This is a genomic window from Clostridium sp. (genome assembly GCF_036642255.1).
Classification (GTDB): Bacteria; Bacillota; Clostridia; order Clostridiales; family Clostridiaceae; genus Clostridium_J.
In genome coordinates this window covers 1-22,916 of record NZ_JAVWDJ010000013.1, presented here as the reverse complement: position 1 = coordinate 22,916, position 22,916 = coordinate 1, and the positions used below count along the sequence as shown (strand labels likewise).

The 22,916-nt window shown below is 30.3% G+C and carries 16 protein-coding genes and 1 pseudogene; 13 read left to right on the top strand and 4 right to left on the bottom strand.

Annotated elements, in window-relative coordinates; all coding sequences use genetic code 11:
- The first annotated feature begins 378 nt into the window (after positions 1 to 378).
- Positions 379 to 888, top strand: a complete 510-nt coding sequence (locus tag RR409_RS09170; protein ID WP_332557444.1) for a hypothetical protein — start codon at positions 379 to 381, stop codon at positions 886 to 888.
- A 285-nt stretch (positions 889 to 1,173) separates the two neighbouring features.
- On the opposite strand, the gene RR409_RS09165 is transcribed toward RR409_RS09170, so the two are convergent.
- On the bottom strand, positions 1,174 to 1,707 hold the full coding sequence (locus tag RR409_RS09165) for a rubredoxin-like domain-containing protein (protein WP_332557443.1): 534 nt from the start codon (positions 1,705 to 1,707) through the stop codon (positions 1,174 to 1,176).
- A 313-nt stretch (positions 1,708 to 2,020) separates the two neighbouring features.
- Here RR409_RS09165 and RR409_RS09160 point away from each other — a divergent pair, with 313 nt between their 5' ends.
- Together RR409_RS09160 and RR409_RS09155 are read left to right on the top strand one after the other, a co-directional pair.
- Positions 2,021 to 3,448 carry a TldD/PmbA family protein gene (locus tag RR409_RS09160; RefSeq protein ID WP_332557442.1) on the top strand — a complete coding sequence of 476 codons (1,428 nt, stop codon included), beginning with the start codon at positions 2,021 to 2,023 and terminating at the stop codon, positions 3,446 to 3,448.
- Positions 3,448 to 4,731, top strand: a complete 1,284-nt coding sequence (locus tag RR409_RS09155) for a metallopeptidase TldD-related protein (RefSeq protein ID WP_332557441.1) — start codon at positions 3,448 to 3,450, stop codon at positions 4,729 to 4,731. The genes RR409_RS09160 and RR409_RS09155 overlap by 1 nt, the downstream gene beginning before the upstream one ends.
- Positions 4,732 to 5,072: 341 nt before the next feature.
- On the opposite strand, the gene RR409_RS09150 is transcribed toward RR409_RS09155, so the two are convergent.
- Positions 5,073 to 6,578: a PLP-dependent aminotransferase family protein gene (locus tag RR409_RS09150; protein ID WP_332557440.1), complete on the bottom strand. Its 1,506-nt coding sequence runs from the start codon at positions 6,576 to 6,578 to the stop codon at positions 5,073 to 5,075.
- A 141-nt stretch (positions 6,579 to 6,719) separates the two neighbouring features.
- Between RR409_RS09150 and pdxS the strand changes: the two genes are divergently transcribed.
- From pdxS to RR409_RS09120, 6 genes are all read left to right on the top strand, one after another.
- Positions 6,720 to 7,598: a pyridoxal 5'-phosphate synthase lyase subunit PdxS gene (gene pdxS, locus RR409_RS09145; RefSeq protein WP_332557439.1), complete on the top strand. Its 879-nt coding sequence runs from the start codon at positions 6,720 to 6,722 to the stop codon at positions 7,596 to 7,598.
- Positions 7,599 to 7,608: 10 nt separating this feature from the next.
- A complete protein-coding gene (gene pdxT, locus RR409_RS09140; protein WP_332557438.1) occupies positions 7,609 to 8,190 on the top strand; it encodes a pyridoxal 5'-phosphate synthase glutaminase subunit PdxT in 582 nt (193 codons plus the stop codon).
- Positions 8,191 to 8,598: 408 nt separating this feature from the next.
- A complete protein-coding gene (locus RR409_RS09135; protein WP_332557437.1) occupies positions 8,599 to 9,564 on the top strand; it encodes a GTP-binding protein in 966 nt (321 codons plus the stop codon).
- 11 nt (positions 9,565 to 9,575) lie between these two features.
- Positions 9,576 to 10,247, top strand: a complete 672-nt coding sequence (locus tag RR409_RS09130) for a GTP-binding protein (RefSeq protein WP_332557436.1) — start codon at positions 9,576 to 9,578, stop codon at positions 10,245 to 10,247.
- Positions 10,237 to 11,274 (top strand): permease, encoded by a 1,038-nt coding sequence (locus tag RR409_RS09125; RefSeq protein WP_332557435.1) that lies wholly within the window; start codon positions 10,237 to 10,239, stop codon positions 11,272 to 11,274. The genes RR409_RS09130 and RR409_RS09125 overlap by 11 nt, the downstream gene beginning before the upstream one ends.
- Entirely contained in the window at positions 11,275 to 12,084 is an 810-nt protein-coding gene (locus RR409_RS09120; protein ID WP_332557434.1) for a TIGR03943 family protein, read from the top strand.
- A gap of 410 nt (positions 12,085 to 12,494) precedes the next feature.
- Here the strand turns inward: RR409_RS09120 and RR409_RS09115 are convergent, their stop codons facing one another.
- The gene (locus RR409_RS09115; protein WP_332557433.1) at positions 12,495 to 12,812 is read right to left on the bottom strand and encodes a hypothetical protein; all 318 of its coding nucleotides are present in this window, start codon (positions 12,810 to 12,812) and stop codon (positions 12,495 to 12,497) included.
- A 350-nt stretch (positions 12,813 to 13,162) separates the two neighbouring features.
- Between RR409_RS09115 and RR409_RS09110 the strand changes: the two genes are divergently transcribed.
- The 3 genes from RR409_RS09110 to RR409_RS09100 all read left to right on the top strand — a co-directional run bounded on the left by RR409_RS09110 (position 13,163) and on the right by RR409_RS09100 (position 18,998).
- Positions 13,163 to 14,395: an exonuclease SbcCD subunit D C-terminal domain-containing protein gene (locus RR409_RS09110; RefSeq protein ID WP_332557432.1), complete on the top strand. Its 1,233-nt coding sequence runs from the start codon at positions 13,163 to 13,165 to the stop codon at positions 14,393 to 14,395.
- Positions 14,370 to 17,900 carry an AAA family ATPase gene (locus RR409_RS09105; protein ID WP_332557431.1) on the top strand — a complete coding sequence of 1,177 codons (3,531 nt, stop codon included), beginning with the start codon at positions 14,370 to 14,372 and terminating at the stop codon, positions 17,898 to 17,900. Before RR409_RS09110 ends, RR409_RS09105 begins: the two co-directional genes overlap by 26 nt.
- Positions 17,901 to 18,176: 276 nt before the next feature.
- Entirely contained in the window at positions 18,177 to 18,998 is an 822-nt protein-coding gene (locus RR409_RS09100) for an RMD1 family protein (protein ID WP_332557430.1), read from the top strand.
- A 214-nt stretch (positions 18,999 to 19,212) separates the two neighbouring features.
- On the opposite strand, the gene RR409_RS09095 is transcribed toward RR409_RS09100, so the two are convergent.
- Positions 19,213 to 20,349: an SLC13 family permease gene (locus RR409_RS09095; RefSeq protein ID WP_332557429.1), complete on the bottom strand. Its 1,137-nt coding sequence runs from the start codon at positions 20,347 to 20,349 to the stop codon at positions 19,213 to 19,215.
- A 553-nt stretch (positions 20,350 to 20,902) separates the two neighbouring features.
- Here RR409_RS09095 and RR409_RS09090 point away from each other — a divergent pair.
- Positions 20,903 to 22,916: pseudogene (locus RR409_RS09090) on the top strand (cytidyltransferase); the annotation flags it as partial.

The window sequence follows — 22,916 nt, the reverse complement described above, 5'->3', positions numbered from 1 at the left end:
TATAAATATTAATTCTGAAATTCGTTGCCTTTTTTAGGCTTATTAAAGGGAATGCATTAAAATAGAATTATTTAACCATATAATAATGGAAACATTAAGTAGTACTAAAGATGATCTTTCTTGTTTGTTTTTCTTGTAAAATATTTAATTAATTAAGGATTAATCATGGTATAATATAGAAAAAGAGTTTAGGTATCTAAATTTAAATAGCAAGTTAGAAAATTAGGAATATTTTAACTGGAAAAGTAAACTGTGTGGCAAGTAAACTGGTGTATAGGTAGTCCAATGACCAATAGTTTCTGGTGGTATTGTAGGTCACAAAAGAAAGTAGAATACTAACAAGTTATTTGTTGAAGATATCTTAGGGGAGGGGAGAAAATGGAAGGTTTTACGGTAGACAACATTACAATGTTAATAGTAGCTATTGGGTTACTTCTTTTGGCTATTAAATTTGTAAAGGGCATAATTAAAACCATAATATCATTGGTGCTAATTGTAACTTTAGGTGTTAGTGCTTATAACATTTTTATTGCAAAAAAGCCTATAACCTATGAAGTAGAAAGATATAAAACAGATTATGCTTATGTAAAAGAGATGAAAAGCATAACTTCAGAAGCTTCAAAGGCTATAGATGAAATTAAAGAAAATAAGAATGTTAGCGAAAATGTGAACAAGCTTATGTCTTTAAGAGAGGAAGCTAATGGAATAAAACATAGTGAGGAAGCAAACTTTATTCATGGCAGATATATGAATGGATTTGATGCTGTAATCGCTGGAACAAAGGGTTATGAAATTGCTAAGGGAGCAGAGGAACAAGTAGCAAAGCTTGAAGAATTATCAAAGGAACTTAATGTAAGTTTTATTGATGTTTTTTTTCGGAAAAAATAGGTTGAATTTTAGTGCATAAGTATCAAAGATATAGATGAAAATGCAATTGGTTGAAAGTAAAGTTATATATTATTTAATAACTAAGTAACCTTTTGCATTTACATTAATTTATTTGATTATACAGTTTAGATGAAACGTGCTAATAAAAAAATAAAACAAAATAAATAAATAAATAAATAAATAAATAAATAAATAAAACGAAGCTGAGTGAAAATAATTTTATATTTTCATTCAGCTTCATTTTTAAAAAATAACATGAGACAATTATTGTTATTTTTTATAATATCAATAATTAGCACATACTAGCTTGTACCACCCTTGAGGATAGTTGTCCACTGGGCACACAAAAGGAGCCTCTTTTCCTTCATGTAAATATCCACAATTTAAGCATTGCCAAATTTCAATAGTAGGGCGGTTATATAAGGTTCCATTTGATACATGACCAAATAAGTCTTCGAATTGTCTTCTATGAAAGTCTAATACAACTCTAGCTTCTCTATAAAAAACAGCAATTTCATCAAAACCTTCTTCTGTAGCAGTTTGTTCATATTCTAAGAATTTAGTCAATGCACTGGCCTCGGTGAGCATAGAGTATTCAAGGTTTTCTTGCAAGGACTTGATTTGGCCAAGAAATCTACCATAGACTTGCCTTGAGAGTCCAAGTTGATGATTAGCAGATTCTTCGAAAATCCTTGCAATAAACTCGTTACCTTCTCTTCTAGCTTGTTCAGCAAATAATTGGTATTGAGTAACAGTTCTTGAGTCAAGAGCAAAGGTTTTTTTCAAATTTTCTTCAGTTTTAGATCTAGAAAGTTCCATAGCATATCCTCCTAAAACGTTTTGATACAATATATTAAGTTGTACAGAGTAATATTACAAATTGATGTTACAGATTTAAATACTCTGAAGGAAATTAGTTAGGCAATTTATATGCACTATTTTTTTATTTAATTGTGAATATTAAGATGAATAATGGAACTCATAATTAAAAAATGATAGAATAGATATATAATACTGAAAATTCAGTTTATTAAAAAGATAATATGGATCAATTGCTGTGCATATACATTATTGTTGTAAAATATTTCAATAGTACAGTTAACTTAATTATCCATAAAGAAGGGGGTTTAACATGGAACTAAAATACAGTAGTTTTCTTGCGGAAACTAAAGAAAACTTAAGAACATTGATTGAGAACCTTTCCAAAGATTTTGGATCTGTATCTATATTGGCTACAGATTGTACAGGAAAGGTTTATTCTGTGAGCAAAAGAACTTCAGGCATATCAGGAAGTGGAAGTAATGAAAGAGGGTTTGTGATAAGAGTTCACAATGGGAAAAATTACTCAGAGTATTCATTTAATGATATATCTGAGGGTACGGTAGAGGAAATTGCTTCTATCATAAGGAAGGATATGTATAGTTTTACAGGTGAAGCTAAAGAAATCTTGACCTTTATTGAATATGAAAAAGTTCAAGAAGAAGAAATGAAAAAATCCTTCGATAAGCAGGTTAAGATTAATCCAAGTACAATAAGTGATGAAGAAGTGATTAAGAGACTTCAAGGTATTATGGATAGAGGGCTTAATAATTCTGAGAATGTAATAGATTTTAGAGTTAGATATGAATATTTACACGTGAATAAGCTATACCTTTCTCAAAATAAGGATTTAGAACAGAGCTATATGTGGAGTAATGGAGCAAATATTTGCATTGTATCCAAAGATAACAACACAAAATATTCTTACAAGGGTTTTTCAGGAATAAAGGGTGGAGAACTATTAGAGGAAATGGAAGCTTCTGTTGAAGTAGTTGTGGAGAATACGCTTATTTTGCTAGATTCACAACCTATGCCACCGGGAGAGTATGAAGTTATTTGTGATCCAGATGTTACTGGACTTATTGCACATGAAGCTTTTGGCCATGGGGTTGAAATGGACATGTTCCTTAAGGATAGAGCTAAGTCAAAGGAATTCCTAGGAGATTATGTAGCTTCTGAATTAGTAGTAATGCATGATGGTGCTAAGGGGATAGAAGAAACATCATCCTATGAATTTGATGATGAAGGAGTTTTAGCTCAAGATACAATAATTATTCAAAAGGGTATATTAAATCAAGGTATTTCTGATAGTATTTCAGCTTTAGGCTTAGGGGTATCACCTACTGGAAACGGTAAAAGGCAATCCTTTGAAAGAAAAGCCTATACTAGAATGACTAACACATACTTTGCTCCAGGTAAAGATAAGTTGGAAGATATGATAGCATCTATTAATTATGGTTTCTTATTAGAACAATCTGCTAGTGGAATGGAAGATCCTAAGAACTGGGGAATTCAGTGCATGGTTAATGTAGCTAAGGAAATAAAAGATGGTAAGCTTACAGGCAAAGTTTATTCTCCTGTAATATTAACTGGATACGTGCCAGATCTTTTAAAATCTATATCTATGGTATCAGGTGACTTAGAAATGGGTGGAGCAGGATTCTGTGGTAAAGGATATAAGGAATGGGTAAAAGTATCTTGCGGTGGGCCATACATTAAGGCGAGAGTGAGGTTAGGCTAATGATTGAAAGAATTATAAATCAACTAGGTAAAGCTAATATTAGTGTATATAAGGTAAACATGGAAACTGTTGAGAGTGTAGAGTTGTTTTTTATAAAAAAAGCTTTAGACATGAATAGAAAAAAGAAGGTTACTCATTATAAGGTAACTGTTTATAAAGACTTTGAAGAAAATGAAGAAACTTATAGGGGTTCTTCAGAAGTAGATATTTATCCAACAATGAAAGATGAAGAAATAGAAAAAATATTAAAAGATGGTTTATATGCAGCAGGATTTGTTAAGAACAAATTCTATCCATTAGTAAAGGGAGAAAAGGCTTTGGAAGTAACCATACCTTCAAAGTTCAGTGGTTTTTCCTTAGAAGAAGGAGCCATGGTAATACAAAAGGCATTATATAAAAATGATGTATTCCAGCAAGGTGGCATCAACTCTTCAGAAATATTCTTAAATAAAAGTACAAAGAGAATAGTTAACTCTGAAGGGGTAGATGTTTCCTTTGTGAAGTTTTCTTCAGAAATAGAGTGTATTACTCAGTGGATAGAAGACCAGGATGTGGAACTTTTCAATGTATTTAGTTATGGGGATCTCGATGAAGAACTCATAGCAGAAAGTGTTAAAGATGCTATAGAACTTACAAAGTGGAGAGTTAGAGCTAAAGGCGCCGTAAAAACAGGAAGCTATAAAGTATTGCTTAGGAAATTAGCCCTTAAGGAAATGTTCTCTTATTATACAGAGAAGGCTAGTGTAGGTGCTGTTTATAATAAACTTTCTAACTTTAAACCAGGAGAAATAGTGCAAGGTGAGAATATATCAGGTGACAAGGTAACTATCACTTTAAAAGGTTCATCTCCTTATGATAATGATGGACTTAAGCTTGAAGAAGTAGTTATTATGGAAGAGGGAATTTTAAGAACTTACCATGGTAACACTAGATTTTCTCATTATTTAGGTATAGAGCCTACAGGAAACTTAGATGAAGTTATTGTGGCATGTGGTGAAAAGTCTATGGAAAAAATGAAGCAGGAGCCTTATTTAGAACTACTTGCTTTCTCAGATTTCCAGATGGATTCTTTAACCGGTAATTTTGCAGGTGAAATCAGGTTAGGTTTTTATTATGATGGAGAAAACCTTTCTCCAGTAACAGGAGGCTCCATGTCAGGAAATATAAAAAATGTACAGAACAAAATGTTCTTATCAAAAGAAGTCTATAAGGATGGAAGATTTACAGGTCCTAAGATGTTAGAGCTATTTAATATAAATATTGCAGGGGATACTAATAACTAGAAAGAGCTTTTAGAGTACTAATTGTCTTATTTTATCTCATTTGAAGGATATTAATTAGAGAAAATTATAGTTTTGCTGAATTTTTTCTGCTCCTGTCTTTAATAAAGAAGAATTATTAGAAGTTTATAAATATGAGTAAAGTGAAAAGGAAGGTAAATAATTTGAGTTAATTTCAAATATTTACAGTCCTTTTACTTATTTATAACATTACTTAAGATTGAGCTATATAAAACTATTTATATAGCAACATTTGATTTAAAACACTTAACAGAATTTAAAAATTTGGATTCTAAATAAAACTATCTCAATGAATTGAAAGCTACAATTCAAAAGTGAAAGTTCTAAACCATAGGACTCATATAGGTTCTTCCTTTAGATTTATCTAAAAGCTTAATAATAGAATCTGTTACTACCTTCATTCCAGAGGTTATTTGCTCCATATTTGTAGATGCATAACTTATACGTATGGTATTATCAGTGTTTCTGTAGTTATTTACATAAAAAATCTTGCAGGGAACTATAAGTACATCTTTTTTAGCACACTCTAAATAAAGCTTTGTAGCTTTCACTCCTTGAGGAAGTGTTATCCAAAAGTTTAGGCCACCTTTTGGCTCCACAAAATTAACTCCGTATTTTTTAAGTTTATTTAATTCCTTAAGCATCACTTCATATTTTTCTTTGTAAATATCCTTCATATAATTTATATGGCTTTCCCAATGACCTTTTTCGAAGTATAAATGAAGCGCTCGCTGAATAAGTCCTGAGGAGGAAATATCAGTAGAATGCTTTGCTTTTAAAAGTTCACTGGATAATTTATAAGGAGAAACAAGAAAACCAATTCTAAGTCCTGGCATTAAAAGCTTAGAAAAACTTTTTATATAAATTACCTTATCCATAGTGTCTAAAGCTTTTAAAGTAAGATTCTCTTTAACGCTATGAAAGGAAAGTCCAGACAAAGAATCATCTTCTACAAGATATACTCCGTATTTTTCTGAAAGAGCAAGTAATCCCTGCAACTTTTCCATAGAATAGGAAATAGTAGTAGGATTCTGAAACTTAGTCATTACATAAATTAATTTTGGATTGTAACGTAATATTTGTCTTTCTAGAACCTCTAAATCAATACCGTCTTCATTAATAGGAACTCCAATAACCTGAGCCCCTCTAGATTTAAATACAGATACAGCACCTGTGTAAGTTGGATTTTCAGTGATAACAAAATCTCCAGGACTTAATAGGGCTTTTCCTATGATGTCTATACCTTGTTGTGCTCCAGAAACAATTTGAATATCATCTTTATCAGCACTTATAGAGTTGTGGAATCTAAGAAAGTCACATAAGGACGCTCTCAGAGGTTCAAAACCATTACTCTCTTGATAACCAAAAGCATAACCCTTATCTCTATCCAGAACCTCATTTATAGAGTTCTTAAATGCTTCTACAGGAAAAATACTAGGGTCGGGTGTGGCACTTGCAAAATTAATGGTATTAGCAGAAAGTTCAATTTGTCCGCTAGTCATTAATTTAATATCTTCTTGAGCATAAAATTCATCTTCATTTAGCTTAGTGATCACTGAGCCTTTTTCAAGAGATTCATCTGATATTTTTAGTACATAGTATCCACTACCTTTAATTGCCTTAATGTATCCATTGGATTCTAATTGCTTATAAGCATTTACCACAGTAACATTATTTACATCAAGTTGAAGTGATAGCTTTCTAATAGGGGGAAGTTTTGCATCTACCTTTAGTTCTCCACTCTTTATTAGCTCTCCAAGAAGACTTGAAAGTTGCATATACATTGGAGTGTTTATATCTTTGTTCAATTGTATCGATACGATATCCATATTTTTCTTTTTCCTCTCAAATTGTATTGACTTAACAAAAATTGTATGCAATAATCTGGTTGAATTTAGGGATGTATACAATAATTGTAACGATACGATTATTATATATTGTCATTATATATTTGTAAAGGAGTGTATATCATGAGTGAAAGAAATGAGCTGAATAAAAATCTTGCCCAAATGTTAAAGGGTGGAGTAATTATGGATGTAGTTAATGCTAAGGAGGCAGAAATTGCACAGAAGGCTGGAGCAGTGGCAGTAATGGCTCTTGAGCGTGTACCTTCAGATATAAGAAAGCAAGGCGGAGTGGCAAGAATGTCTGATCCAAAGATGATTAAAGAAATACAAAAGGCTGTTACAATACCAGTAATGGCAAAGGTTAGAATAGGACATTTTGTGGAAGCTCAAATCCTAGAAAGTCTCAATATAGATTATATAGATGAAAGTGAAGTCTTAACTCCTGCTGATGAGGTTTTCCATATTGACAAAAAAGTCTTTAGGGCACCTTTTGTATGTGGAGCTAGAAATTTAGGGGAGGCACTAAGAAGAATTGGGGAAGGTGCTTCTATGATAAGAACAAAGGGAGAAGCTGGTACTGGAAATGTGGTGGAAGCAGTAAGGCATATGAGAACTATGCTTACAGATATAAGAAGAGTTCAACTTGCATCCCAAGAAGAATTGATGAATATTGCAAAGGAAATGGGAGCACCTTATGATTTAATTTTATATATAAAAGAACAGGGGAAACTACCTGTGGTAAATTTTGCAGCGGGTGGAATCGCAACTCCTGCTGATGCGGCCCTAATGATGCAACTTGGATGTGACGGAGTTTTTGTAGGTTCAGGTATATTTAAGTCCTCAAATCCAGAAAAAAGAGCACAAGCTATAGTTAAGGCTACTACTTACTATAATAACCCAGAGATCCTTGCAGAAGTTTCAGAAGAACTTGGACAGCCAATGGATAGCTTAGACATTAGAGAAATACCAGAAGCTAACTTATATGCAAATAGAGGTTGGTAAGGAGAAAATTATGGTTACAGTAGGTGTACTGAGTATTCAAGGAGCTGTAAGAGAACACTTAGAAAAACTTCAAAGAATTTCTAAGGTGAAGGCAATAGAAGTTAAAACTAAAGAAGAATTAGATATGGTGGAAGGATTAATAATACCAGGAGGCGAAAGCACTGCCATTGGTAAGTTGTTACAAGATTTCTCTCTTATTGAGCCTCTAAGAAAAAGAATAGAGCAAGGACTTCCTGTTTGGGGCACTTGTGCAGGAATGATACTTCTTGCAAAAAAAATTAATAATGATTCAAAGACTCATTTAAATATGATGAATATAGAAGTTAAAAGAAATGCATATGGAAGTCAGTTAAATAGCTTTAAAACTATAAAGTTTATAAAAGAAGTTTCAGAGAACCCAATACCACTAGTGTTTATTCGTGCTCCTTATGTAGAAAATATTTGGGGGAACGTAGAAGTTTTATGTGAGATTGAAGGTAATATAGTGGCTTGTAAGGAATATAACATGCTTGCTACCTCTTTTCATCCAGAACTTACTGAGGATTTAAGTTTTCATAAATATTTTGTGGAGATGATTAAATTTAAAGAGTAAATAGTACAACAGCAATATGGATTTAATAACTTTTTCAAAGTATATATGTTAAATTTTCTTTCGATGGTAGTTAAATCTTTTTCTAAGTCTTAGGTAAATAAGATGAATTTATTTAAATGAAGAACTTTAAAATTTTAAGGAAAATAATCATAAGAACTTTGTAAATTAAAGTGCCTAGTAAAGAAGTAAATGCTAATTATTTGCATTTACTTCTTTTTTTATTAAGTTATTATTATCCTAAATAGAGTTAAGTTTATGAATAAATTTAGTTTTGCTGAAATATAAATTTAAATGAGCATAAATTGCTTTTTTATAGGTCATTGACTCCATTTAGTAGTTAGCAAGCAATGAATTTATTTATATGAACTTAAGAATATAACAATACAAGAATATGGGGGGAGAGAGACATTGAAAACAAAGATAGATATTTTTTCAGGGTTCTTAGGAGCGGGAAAAACCATGCTCATTAAGAAGTTATTAAGTGAAAAACTGCAAAATGAAAATATAGTAATAATTGAAAATGAATTTGGAGAAGTAGGAATTGATGGTAGCATTTTAAGAAAGTCCAATATTGAAGTTAAGGAAATAAATGCAGGCTGTATATGTTGTACAGTATCTTCAGATTTTAATGAAGCTATTAAAGAAGTAATAGAAAAGTATAAGCCTAGCAGAATTATCATTGAGCCTTCAGGGGTAGGAAAATTATCGGATGTTATAAATGTATGTAAGGGGGAACAGATAAAGAAGTTTGCAGAATTAAACATGATTATTACAGTTGTTGATGGATTAAAATATGATGCCTATATTAAAAACTTCAGTGAATTTTATAAAAACCAAATTCAAAATGCAAATACTTTAGTTATAAGTAGGAGTCAAAAACTATCCTTAGAAAAACTTGTAAATCTTGTGGAAAAGTTGCAGAAAATTAACCATAAGGCAAAAATAATAACCACACCTTGGGATAGTATAAATGGGGCAAAAATAGTGACCATAGGAGAGAGTAAGAATAAAGAAGATAATCTTGAAGGGATTAATCTTGTAAAAAAGCCAATTGGAACAGCAAGAGTTAATACTACTTTGAATCATAAGGCAAATGAAGTGTTTCAAACTGTTGGAATAGAAACTCCTAAGGTTTTCGATAGAATATCGTTACAAAATTTCTTGGAAAGAATGGAAAAGAATAAAGCTTATGGAACTGTGATTAGAGCAAAGGGAATTGTGGAAACAGAAGAAAATAAATGGATACAATTTGACTATGTGCCAGAGGAATTTCAAATAAGAGACAGTCACGCCGAATATACAGGAAGAGTTTGTATCATTGGAAGCGGATTAAATAAGGAAGCTATTAGAAACTTGTTCCTAAGTTCGAAGTAGAGGTGCAATTTATGATGAAATCAGATGTTGAAATTGTTACAGGGTTTATTGGCTCTGGAAAAACTACCTTTATCAATGCTCTTTTGGAAGATACCTTAGTAAAAGGGGAAAGAGTGGTTATTCTTCAGTTCGAAAGTGGCGAAACAGAAATAGAGAAGGACCTTCAAAATGATGAAAGAGTTACCCTATTAGATGTTAACTATGAAGAGCTTATAGAGAATAATTTTAGTGCAATTTTGCAAAGAAGTAATCCTCATAGAATAATTATTGAATTTAATGGTACAAAGGAGATTCAAAAGCTACTAGATTTAATCCATAGCAAACATTTAAAATCACATTGCAAATTAACCACCACCTATTACCTTTCAGAAGGGGCAACTTTCCATATGTACTTAAATAACATGGGTAGATTTTTACTTCCTTGTGTTGAAATTAGTAATTTAATAATTCTTAATAATACTGAAGATATCTCTAAGGATATCTTAAAATCCATAGAAAAAACCTTGAATCAACAAAATAGGTTTATTCCAATTTTAGAGGTGAAAGAACACAGTGATATGAAACAGGTGCTTAAAGATAGTAATTTATTTCATAAGGGATTCTTAAAAAAATGCGACTTGCTATTGAAGGACTTTTTAAATTCGCCGCAAACATATCAAAAGGAGAAGAACAGTGGAAAATAGAGTTAGTTATAATAGGAATCTTATAATATTTCTTTATATTGTGGTGGTAGTATTCATCGCAGTTAATATGATTAAGTTGATAGACATGCAGAGTATAAATTTTTCCGTACTAGAAAATTTTTCTGTTATATTTATTAGCATAGTTCTCGAGGCAACCCCTTTCATTTTATTGGGAGCGTTGGTTTCTGCATTAATTCAAGTATTTATATCAGAAGAAACCATAGCTAAAATAATACCTAAAAATAAGGTTTTAGGGTTTGTGGCAGCATCACTAATGGGATTTATCTTTCCAGTATGTGAGTGTGCAATTATTCCAATTGCAAAAAGACTTATAAAAAAGGGACTTCCTTTGGGCTTTGGGGTAACCTTTATGTTAGCAGTACCCATTGTGAATCCAGTGGTGCTTTTATCAACTTATTATGCCTTTTATGACAAACCCTCAGTAGTGCTAATGAGAGGTGGCTTTGGAATTTTAGCAGCCATAACTGTAGGGGTATTGATATCAATAGTAGAAGAAGGCAATTCATCACCTCTTAAAAATAAGGATTATTCCTTAAATAGCGGATGTTACTGTGGTTGTGATAGTAACAATGGTTTATACAAGTATCAATCAAAATTTAGAGTAATTCTCGACCACACTACTAAAGAATTTTTATCTATAAGTAAGTATTTAATCCTTGGAGCTTTTATATCAGGAATTTTCCAAACTTTAATTTCAAGGAGCTTAATTTCATCAGTAGGAAATAAACCTATAGCATCCATTGCTGTTATGATGATGCTAGCCTTTACTCTATCAATATGTTCGGAAGCAGATGCCTTTATTGCAAGTTCCTTTATGTCACAGTTTACCATAGGTTCAATTTTAGGTTTTCTACTTCTAGGTCCAATGCTTGATATAAAAAATGCATTTATGATTTTTGGAAACTTTAAAGGTAAGGTAGCAGCTAAGTTCATTATTTATATAGTTTTAGTAATTTTCGTCATAACTTCTTATACCAATGTAATGTCACTGTTAGGGGTGATTTAAATGAGAAAGTTTAATGTGGAAGAGTTTTTAACCTTTATTGTACTCTTAGGTTTCTCTACCTTTACTTTTTATCTACTTGCCACTGGAAAAGTTAATAGCTTTATTAGTCCTAAAATGGTTAAATATATAATTTTTTCACTTGTTGTTTTCATTGTCCTCACCTTATATCAAGGGAATAAAATATTTTCTCCTAAAACTAATAGGCCAGTAAGTAAAAGTCATATGATACTAATATTGACTTTATTTATTGGTTTTACAGCTGCTGAAGGAGGTTTAAACTTATCTATTATCACAAATAAGGGTGTAAATTTACCTAACTATGTGAAGAATGATAAGCTTAAAGTGCCTAGTTCCAATAATTCAAAAGATGAGGTTATTAAAGATGATGCTAGTATAAAAGAGCATCAGTATGGCGCTTCCATAGAAAAGGATGGTGTTGTAGTAATAGGAGATGAAAATTTCTATAAAGCAGTTAATGAGTTAGGAACAAACTTAAATAAATATAAAGGAAAAAAAATCGCCATAAGTGGGTTTGTATTAAGAAAAAAAGAGTTCAAAGAGGATGAATTTGTTATTGCAAGAATGTCCATGGATTGTTGTGCAGCTGATGCACAGGTAATAGGGATAATGGCAAAGTTGGACAGGGCTTTTGAATTTAAAAAAGATGCTTGGGTTAGTGTAGAAGGTATAATTGAAGAAATAGAATATAGAGACACTGTAACTAATACAGATTTAATACTACCAATAATTAAGGTAAGCAAAATTGAAAACATCAAAACTCCTGAAAATATATATGTTTATCCTGAATAAGGCATTTGGAATGAAATAATTATGTAAAGATAACACTGGGATTTTGTTTTCTTTAAAAAAATAGAGGTATTTAAGATTTTCTATTGATAAGGTTTATGGGAAAAATATAATACAAATACAGTAGTATATTCACAGGTTGATATATTAGATCCTTAGAATTAATGGACTGAATATAGGTGTATAAATATCTATATTCAGTCCATTTTTATAATTTAATTAATAATAGTTAGAAAATTCTTTATATTTTGCCCAGGGGCTTAATTAAAGATAGTACTTTTTTCTATTTACTTTTGAAGATTATACATGACTTAAGGTTATAATACGAATTTTAAAAAAATACCTAACAAAAAAGGATTTACAAATTAAGTAAATCCTTTTAGCTTGAATGAGATTTGTACAATATAAGAACTCTAACCCCAGAACTCAGGTTTTTCTTGATGGTCTGCACGAATTGCCTTTTGTAAAATTGTAAGAGTTATTTTATTATTGTCTTTATCAACTGAGCAGGGGAAAGTAGAATTACATTCCTTACAAATTAAATACTCTTTTTCATTAATTTGCTCTCTATTATCAAAAAGGTAAGGAACCTCTTTTGAGTCCTTCATATCGGAAGCCATATCTGGGGGATTTACTTCATAGGTATACACGTAAGTTGCTTCACGTTTCATTTCGAAATGACTAGAGTTACATTTTGGACAAACTAATGATTCATCTATATTTAAATTCATTTCTATAACTTCCTTTCATTCATTAGGCATTTGAGATAAAGTAACATGTCAAAGATGCCAAGGATATTTTGAGTTCATAAAAAACCTTATATTGGCAAGAAAATAGGGTGTATTGCTAGTTATATTATCAATAAATGCTTCTAAACCAGTATGACACAAAATAAACTAAGCATATTCAATAGTTATATTTAAAGATGCCTTATATATAAATTTATTATTTCATAAGAGCAGTAGTTATATTCTAAAGGTATAAACTATTTTCGATGAAGTACTATAATATGGCTTTTTACTATGTTTCAAATTTAGGCTATAATTAAAGAATAGTAAGAAACTCAAAGGATGGTGATTACATGAAAATATTACATACAGGAGATTGGCACCTTGGAAAATACTTAGAAGGCTCTAGTAGACTGGAAGAACAGGAACAATTTATAGAAGATTTTATAGGTATAGTAGAAGAAAATAATGTCCAACTGGTGATAATTTCTGGAGATATATATGATAATAGTAATCCTCCAGCAGGAGCAGAGAAATTATTTTATAGAGCAGCGAAAAGAATTAGCAATAATGGTGAGAGAATAGTTCTAATAATTGCAGGAAATCATGATAATCCAGATAGGTTAGTAGCATCAAGCCCACTGGCTTTTGAAGATGGAATAATTATTGTAGATAAACCAAAAAGCAAAATAGAAATTGGTAAATGTGGAAATCATGGTGTTATTGATAGCGGAGAGGGATACTTTGAAGTGGAAATTAACGGAGAAAAAGCTGTAGTAATAACCCTGCCTTATCCAAGTGAAAAAAGACTTAATGAAGTTTTATCTATCAGTATGGAGGAAGATGAGGCTTTTAAGGGATATAGTGATAGAATAAAACAGTTTTTTGATGAAAGAAAAAATAAGTTTAGAGAAGATACTATAAATATAGTTGCATCTCACCTTTTTGTAATTGGAGGAGAAGAAAGTGGGTCTGAAAGAGCTATTCAATTAGGTGGAACTTTAGCTGTAAGAGCTTCAAGTTTTCCAGATAACGCACACTATGTAGCTCTTGGGCATTTACATGGATCCCAACAAATAAAAAGCAGTGGACAAGTTTTCTACGCTGGCTCACCTCTTCAATACAGCAAAAGTGAAGCTAACCAAAGTAAGGGATGCTATATTGCGGATATAAAAGTGGGAAAAGTTTCAGAGATAAGAAAGGTGTTATTTAAAAATTATAAACCTATAGATATTTGGAAGTGTAAAAACATAGAAGAGGCTATAGAAATGTGTATGAAAAATACACAGCGGGAATCCTGGGTATATCTAGAAATAGAAACAGATAGAATTATTGAGCAAGAAGAAATAAAACTTATGAAAACTTATAAAAAAGATATTTTGGAAATTAAACCTAAGATAAAGGGTTGCAATGATGAAGAAGAGGAAGAGTTCTCCCTCCAGGATGAATCTATAGAGAGCTTGTTTTTAGAATTCTTCAAAAATAGGAATGGGGTAGAACCTCAGGAAGAACTAATGGACACCTTCATGGAAATCATATATGGAGAGGAGGAGCAGAGTAATGAAACCGAAATTACTGAAAATTAAAGGATTAAACAGTTTTTTAGATGAGCAGAAAATAGAATTCTCTAAGCTTACAGAGAAGGGCCTTTTTGGAATCTTTGGGCCAACAGGTAGTGGGAAATCAAGTATTTTAGATGCTATTACTTTAGCTCTTTATGGAGAAATAAGCAGAGCCTCTAAGAATGATCAAGGATTTATAAATACTAATACAAATTTTACTACTGTAAGTATAGAATTTGAAATTGGCGAGGGAGATAAGAGAAAAACCTATATTGCTGAAAGAAACATAACTAGAGATAAACACGGTTCCTATAAAACTAAGGCCGCAAGATTACTCTCTTTGGATGGTGAAATCAGTAATGTTATTGCTGAAAAAGGTACTGAGGTAAAAAAGCAGGTTGAAGATATCTTAGGCCTAAGTTTAGATGACTTTACCCGCTCTGTTGTGCTACCTCAAGGTAAGTTTAGTGAATTTTTAAAGCTTACGGGATTAGAAAGAAGAAATATGCTTGAGCGGATTTTCAACCTCGAAAAGTATGGAAGAGAACTTATAGATAAAGTTCGAAGAGAAAGAAATAAAAATTTAACTGAAGAAACAAAACTAGAAGGTGAATTAAAAAACTTTGAAGGCATAAGTGAAGATGCTTATGAAGCTTTAGCACAAGAAATAAATATATTAACACTTAAAGAGGAAGAGCTAAAGAATCAAAAGGCTGAAGGCGAAGAAAAGTTTAATAAATATAAAGAACTTTGGAATCTTCAAAGGGAAGTAACTAAATATAAACTGGCTTTAGATGCACTTGAAAGCAAAAGGGAAGAATATGAGATAAATAAAATAGCCTTAGATAAGGGTGAAAAAGCAAATAAGATAAAAGATAATATAGATAACTTAAATTCTACTGAGGAAAAATTAAAGATAAATAGTGATACCCTAGAAAAAACAGCAAAGGATATCTCATCTTTAGAGGACAGTGTAAAAATTTCAAAGGAAGATTTTGTTATTAAAGAAGAAGAGAGAAATAATAAAATCCCTGTGATTATTAAGAAACAAGAAGAACTTAAAGTGATTATAGACATAATAAAACAAATGGATAAGCTAAAGGAAGATAGAAAAGTCCCTGCAAAGAAATGGAATGATTTAAGAGATTTAATAAGCTTAAAGGAAAAAACTTATGCTGAGATTAAATTTTCTTTAGATCAATGCAAGGAATCCTTAGAAAAAAATGAAATAGTCTTAAATGAAAACAAAGTGGATGCAGAGTTTAGAAGTAGACTCCAAATGGCAATTGATGTAGAAAAAGAATATGAAATACTAGTGAAGGAAATAAAAGAGCTTAATTTAGACTTAGAAAAAAGAGATAAGCTTATCGAAGATAAACATCAGGAGCTTTTACATAAAGAGAAAGACTTTGAAAAAAAATCAAAAGCACTAAATCAAGAAAACTCGAAGTTAGATGCTTTAAGGTGTCCTGGTGATATAAGCATAGTCAATGATATGCAAAAGAAAATAATTGAAGAAAAAAATAAGTTTTCTAACCTCCAGGAAAAAGTGAAAGAGAAGAAGAGTCTTATTAATGAATTAGAAGAAAATTCACTACAAAAGGAAATAAAATTACAAGGAGAAAAAGCTCTATTAGATAAGATTTCTATTCTAAAAGAGAAATACGAAAGTACAAAGGTAGAAATTAATAAAATCCTTGAAAACAATCGAGCTAGTGTCCTTGCTAAAGAATTACAAGAAGGAAACCCTTGTCCAGTATGTGGTTCTACTCACCATGTCAATTTAGCAACAGAGATGGATAATGCACTTTTGCAAGATAAGGAAGAGGAATTTAAAAATCTAGAAATCGAAATAGAAAAACATAAAAATGAGTTAAATGATGAAAAAATTAATATTGCAAAAACCCTAACTAAAGAAGAAAATCTTATGCAAAGATTAATGGGTTACAAGGATATTGATGAGAACATTGATATAAATGCATTAATTGAAGAATTAGGAATTAAAGAAGAAGAGCTAAACAATCTTAGTAAAAATATAAAACTATATGAAGAAGATAAAAATAAATTGAATTTAGAAATCTTAAGTTTAACCACAACCTTAGGACAGCTAGGCATTGTAGCTTCATCTTTAAAATCATTAGTTGAAACAGAAAAGAAAAACAGATTTGAAAGAGAAGAAGTTAAGCTAAAAAAACAACAACAACTTTTACTTGTGGAAAAAGAATATATAAATTTAAAAGAAGAGTTGCAACTTAAAGATTTAAAAGAAGAAATGAAGAAAATACAATTAAGAGAAAAAATTGCACAAGAAGTGGAAAAGAAAAATAAGGAATTAAGAGAAGAAAAAGAGGAAAAAGATAAGATTTTAGAAAACCTAAACAAGGAAATTAATGATTGTAAAATTAAAAGACAAGAAGTAGAAACTCAAGGAAAGGCTATAAAAGATCAAATTGAAGAAAAGGAAAAAGAGTTAAAGGAAAGATATCAGGGAGAAAATCCTATAGCTGATTTAGAGGCTTTAAACACAAAGGTCATTGCTATTAGTAAAGCATATGAAGATGCTAAAATAAAATACGAAAAGATAAATAATGATTTAATTGAAGCTGCAAAGTATAAAGAAGCCTTGCTTAGAGAAAAACTTACCTTAGAAAATTTAAGGCACGAGCAAATGTACAAACTAAATATATCCTTAGAAGAAAATGGCTTTATAAATAAACAGGAAGCAGTTACTTTTATAATGGATATTGATGTACTTCAAAAAATGAAAACATGGATAAGAACCTTTGAAGATGAATTATCCATAACAAAAAGTAATATCAAATCTGTTCAAGAGAAGCTAAAGGGAGAGGAAATAAGTGAAGAACAATATAGAGAAGTAGAAAAAATGCTATTAGAAATAATTACTTCCCTAGAAGAAAATCACGATAACCTTATTAAAAAATCTCATAGTTATAAAGAAATGAATGTTGCCTTAGAAAAATGTAAAGAGTTATTTGAAAAGAAGAAAAAAGTCAGCAAAAAATTAGAACTAATAAATCAAATTGATAAAGCTATTCAAGGTAATAAGTTTGTGGAGTATGTAGCTAAACATCAGCTTAAATATATTGCAAAGGAAGCTTCAAAGCAATTAAGAGGTATAAGTAGAGATCGATATGCTATTGAGATTGATGAGGAAGGAAACTTCATAATAGTAGATGATTTTAATGGAGGAGAAAGAAGAAGTACCACTACTTTATCAGGGGGGGAAACCTTCTTAGCTTCCTTAGCATTAGCACTAGCTCTTTCTTCACAAATTCAACTTAAAGGAAGTGCGCCACTGGAGTTCTTTTTCTTAGATGAAGGATTTGGAACCTTAGATTCAGAGCTTTTAGATGTTGTGATGTCTTCACTTGAAAGACTTCATCATGGAAAGTTGTCCGTTGGAATTATAAGCCATGTAGAGGAGCTAAAACAAAGAATACCTATAAAGCTTATTGTGACTCCAGCGAAGCCAGGTGAAGGTGGAAGTAAGGTACAAATAGAATATTAAAGAAGTAGTTACACCTCAAATAGGATAAACCTAGTAACTCATGGATTTTACTAGGTTTATCTATAGTTTAGATAACACATTAATTGATTAATTTTTTTAATTATGGTATTAATATATATTATATAGTATAATAAAAGGATTATAAGATATGTAGTTAATATAAGTAGGTGGTTGTTTTAAGAAAGAAATATCTTTATTACTACTTATATAATTGATGTTGAGGAGGGAATTTTGATTTTATAAAGTTTATAAAGCTTTTTAAGGTCAAGGAGTAAAATGAGGAATTATAAATTTAATGCTTACGATACTTGTGATGAAATTGAATTGGATATTATCGCCAAACATTTTAATGTTAATAAGAAATTTAAGTGGGAAGATACCCTTATTTTAAAGGAAAATAATTTAAGCGGAATAGTGGCGAACACTGAAAATAAATATATATTTTTATATCACTTCGGTAGTGTAGTTTTTGTTAATTTTGAATACCATGAGGCTATGGATGCAATTAAGTACTTACATAATATAAATAGCAAGGGCTTCAAAAATATGAACAAAAACTTTTCTACAGAAGACTTTATACTTCAGGTTATTGAAGGACATGAACTAGAAATCAATTTTAATTACATGATAATAGGAGAGTTAAAAGAATCCTATATGTCTACCCTAGCTTTAGTATTAGCTAAATCCACATCACTAGATAAGATTGAAAAAGATGTAGAAATATTATCTGACGATGTAGAGTATATCATGGATTATTTAGATAAAGGTGTATTTCAGTTAAAGGATAAAAGCCTAGCAAAATTAGCATCAAGAATACTTCGTTCAAAATACGAAATTGTAGCTTATGTAATGCTACTTGATAAACCTGATATAGCTTGGAAAGATGAGTATGTAGAAGATCTTTACATGCAGCTAATTGATTTATTTGATCTGTCTGAAAGATTTGAGAAGATTAAAAATAAGACAGAAGTATTACTAGATGTTATAGAAGTATTTTCTACCCTTATGCATTCAAAAAAGGGAAACACATTAGAATGGATAGTTATATTACTCATAGGTTTTGAAATTGTGTTTGCTCTAGTAGAAAAAATGTTATAACAAAATATATTATAAAAACTATAGTAAATATAAAATGCAAATATCTAAGAGATATTTGCATTTTTTTATATACAAGAAATTTATATGGTGCATATCAAGGCTTTAAAGAATAATTAGTGAAATAACTTTATGTTTGTAAAAAAGTATTATAAAAGATTACAGTTGAGTAAAGAAACTCAGGTTTAAGCTGTTATTTCTTCAATTTTTATATAAATTATAAAAATCTCAGCAAAAAATAAATAATAGGAACAAAAATAACTAACCCAATTAAGTTATATGCTGTAAAAGTTTTTATGTATCTACTATTTTCATAGGAATATTCATTTGCATAAAGTTTATAGGAAATTACACTGGCAAGGGAAGCTATGAGAGTTCCCATACCACCTATATTTGCTCCAAGCAGTAGATCCTTATAAAAGGTTGTAAATTTAGAAAGTAGCATAGTAGCAGGCACATTACTGATTACCTGACTAAGGAGGATTCCACTAAAGTAAGTAGAAGTTTCACTTCCTAAAAAAGTTGACATAACAGACTTTACTCCGTGCAGGTTTGATATATTTCCTATAAAAATAAAGAAACCTATAAAGGTAATAAGCAAACTATAATCCACATGGAGAAATAACTTTTTATTTAATATAAATACAGTAATTATAGTTAATATAAAAGTTATTTTATAATCTATTACATGAAATACCGATAGAATAATTATAAAAAACAAAACTGAGAAAATAATAGTTTGAGTTTTATCCTTCATATTAATAGCTTCTAATTCAAAGGCATGTACACTATTTTTCTCCGTATTAATTAATACAAATAAAAATACAATCCCTAAAACCATTAAAGGGGCAGTGATTTTGAAAAACTCCCAGGGATGAATATTATAGAAGGAATAAATATAAAGATTTTGTGGATTTCCCATAGGGGTTAAACTACTACCTAAATTCGCAGCCAAGGTTTGAAATATTACTAGCTTTAATACATTAACATTGACTTTTTTACCAATAATGAGAGTTAAAGGCACAAAGGTTATAAGAGCAACATCATTAGTTACCAGCATTGAGGCAAAGAAAGTTAAACCTACTAATGCTAGGCTAAGCTTTTTATAACTTGTACTTCTTTTTAGCATTGAAATAGCAATGGTATCAAGAACCTGTAAATCATTATAAGCTGCTACTACAATCATTAAATTGAAAAGTAGTATTAATACTTTAAAGTCAATATATTCCAACTTAGGAGTTGTCCAAAAGGAAGAGAATATTCCTAGAGATAAAGCAAGAATCAAAACTATTTCTTTTTTCAAAAACTCTATAAAGGGTTTATTATTATTTAATACATCTATATTAATGTTCATAATACACGCTCCTTTTAAGGATATTTTCTGAGGATAAGGATTACATCTCATCAAAAGAGGATAGTTAGTTCCACATAAACTTTGGAATAAACTAAATCTTTTTTAGAAGTAGTAGAACAAAATGAACTTGTTCTTTATTAGAAAATCCCTTAAGTATTATAAAACAAATTAAGTTGAATTGCTATAAAATTGATTTTACGATTCTGCCAGAAGTTATTTATTAATTGGTTAGAAAACATAGATAATAGTGTTAGTATGATTTAATGAAAACAAGTACAGATAAAATGTTAATATAATGATGTTGTAGTAAAAGTGTAAGTTAGCTTCTACTAGAACTTGTTTTTATTTTCTATATACTGTAAATAACACTATTATAGGGGTATAATTTAAATATTATAGTATGGATTTTTAAGGTGAAAACATAATTTAGTTAAAATAAAAAGGGTTATAGAAACCAATATAGAGTTATGAATAAGTAAATCATAAATTTGGTTACCTTATAAATAAGGGAAAATCAGAAGAATAATTTCAAATTTTTATTAGGAGGACACACATGGGAAACATAAGTTTTAAAGAACTTCATCAAAAAATATCTCGAAAACTATTAAACTCAAGATATTTAAGAATTAATAATATTCCTAAGGCCATTATTTCAAAGCATTTAAGCACAACTTCATATAAAGACAATTTAAATAAGATCATAGAAAACGGGGATTTTAGCTGTAAAAGAACTTTTTTTATGTGTCAATGGCTTATGAATGACACCTTTGAAACAATTAAAAAGCAAAACAACCTAAATGAAAATCATGATTTTCTATTAAGAGAATTAAATGAAGATGATACGGGAAAAAAGTGGTTGGAGTATTTGTATAACTATGCGCTAAGCAAGTCTTTTCCTGAGGCAGTAACCATAGAACTTAGTCCCTATTTAAATATAGCCTGTGAGGTTTATCTTAAAGTATTAAGAATTATTTCTGACTTTCAAAAGAATTCAGAGGATAGCACATGGCAAAGTCAATATCCAATGAAGTTCCTGGCAGAAGGTGAAGTTTCAGCATTAGAAAGTGATGAGGAATATACAAAGTTTCTCAAAGCTTTTAAAAAAGATTATATATATGAAATGATGAAGCTTAATGGAGAAGTTTTTGGATACAACACCTTAGATCACATTTGTGGAGTGCATCATCTTTCTTTATATATTGGAAGACAATTAAAGCTAAAGAACCTTCCTATAGATTTAGGAAGAGTCTCAGGAGCAGCAGCAGGTCATGATATTGGAAAATATGGTTGTAAAGGTGAAGAACTTAAGAGAGTTCCACATTTACATTACTATTACACAGATCTTTGGTTTAAAAAACATAATATAAATTATATAAGAAATGTAGCCATAAACCACTCTACTTGGGATTTGGAATTGGAAAACCTATCCTTAGAAAACTTAGTTTTAATATATTCAGATTTTAGAGTGAAAAATATTCAAAGTAGTGAAGGCTTTAAAATGCACATCTTCTCCCTAGAAGATTCCTTTCAAGTAATTCTTGAAAAACTAGAAAATGTGGATGAGGCAAAGGAAAAAAGGTATAGAAGAGTTTATGCAAAGCTTAAAGACTTTGAAGATTATTTAAGAAGTCTTGGTGTTAACACTACTTTAGAAGAAAATCAAAATCTAACACTCATAGAAAAACCTATTTATTCATTAATGCAGGGAAAAACTATAGTTCGAAATTTAAAATTTCTTTCAATAAACCATAACATTAAGCTGATGTACGCCCTTCGTGATGAATACTCTATAGAGGAAATCTTTGAACAGGCAAGAAGTGAAAGTCATTGGAAAAATCTAAGACAATATATAAGAGTTTTTCAGGAATACTCTACTTACTTAACTCAAAAACAAAAACTTCAAACTATAAACTTTTTATATGATTATCTTATGCATCCAGAAGATGATATAAGACGGCATTGTGCAGAGTTAATTGGAGCCTTAATTGCTATTTATGATGAGGACTATAATAAGGAAATACCTAAAAATGTAGTTTTAGAAAAACCTATGGTAACTAGCGTGGGATTATTTAAAGAGTACTTACAGCTATTACTTTATCCAAGTCATAAAATAATACCAGGACATAAAACTTGGATAGGCTATAGCACAAGAATCATGGTGAACTCGTTGTTTGAAAATGGAAGAAAAGCTCTTATTCCTGCGTATAGGAACGTACTAATGGAGTATTATGGGGCATTAAATCTAGGCAGCAATGAGTCACAATTATTTCTGCTAGAAACTGCAAAGTATATTCCTCTAGAACCTTATTATGATAATCTCAGTATATTATCTAATTATATTCTCTCCATGGCTAAAAAAAGGAGTACAACTTTGAGATTATCAGCTTTAGAAGTTATTAGTGCAATATTAAGAAAAGCACCTGAAAATAGTGAATTTACAGAACCAATTAGAAAGTATTTTAAAGATAATCATGGAAGAAGTAAAATTCCTATAGAAAATTTGCTTAAGTTAGAAATTGCAAAAACTCTGGAACTAAATGATATTGTTGTGAATTTTGAAAAGTTTT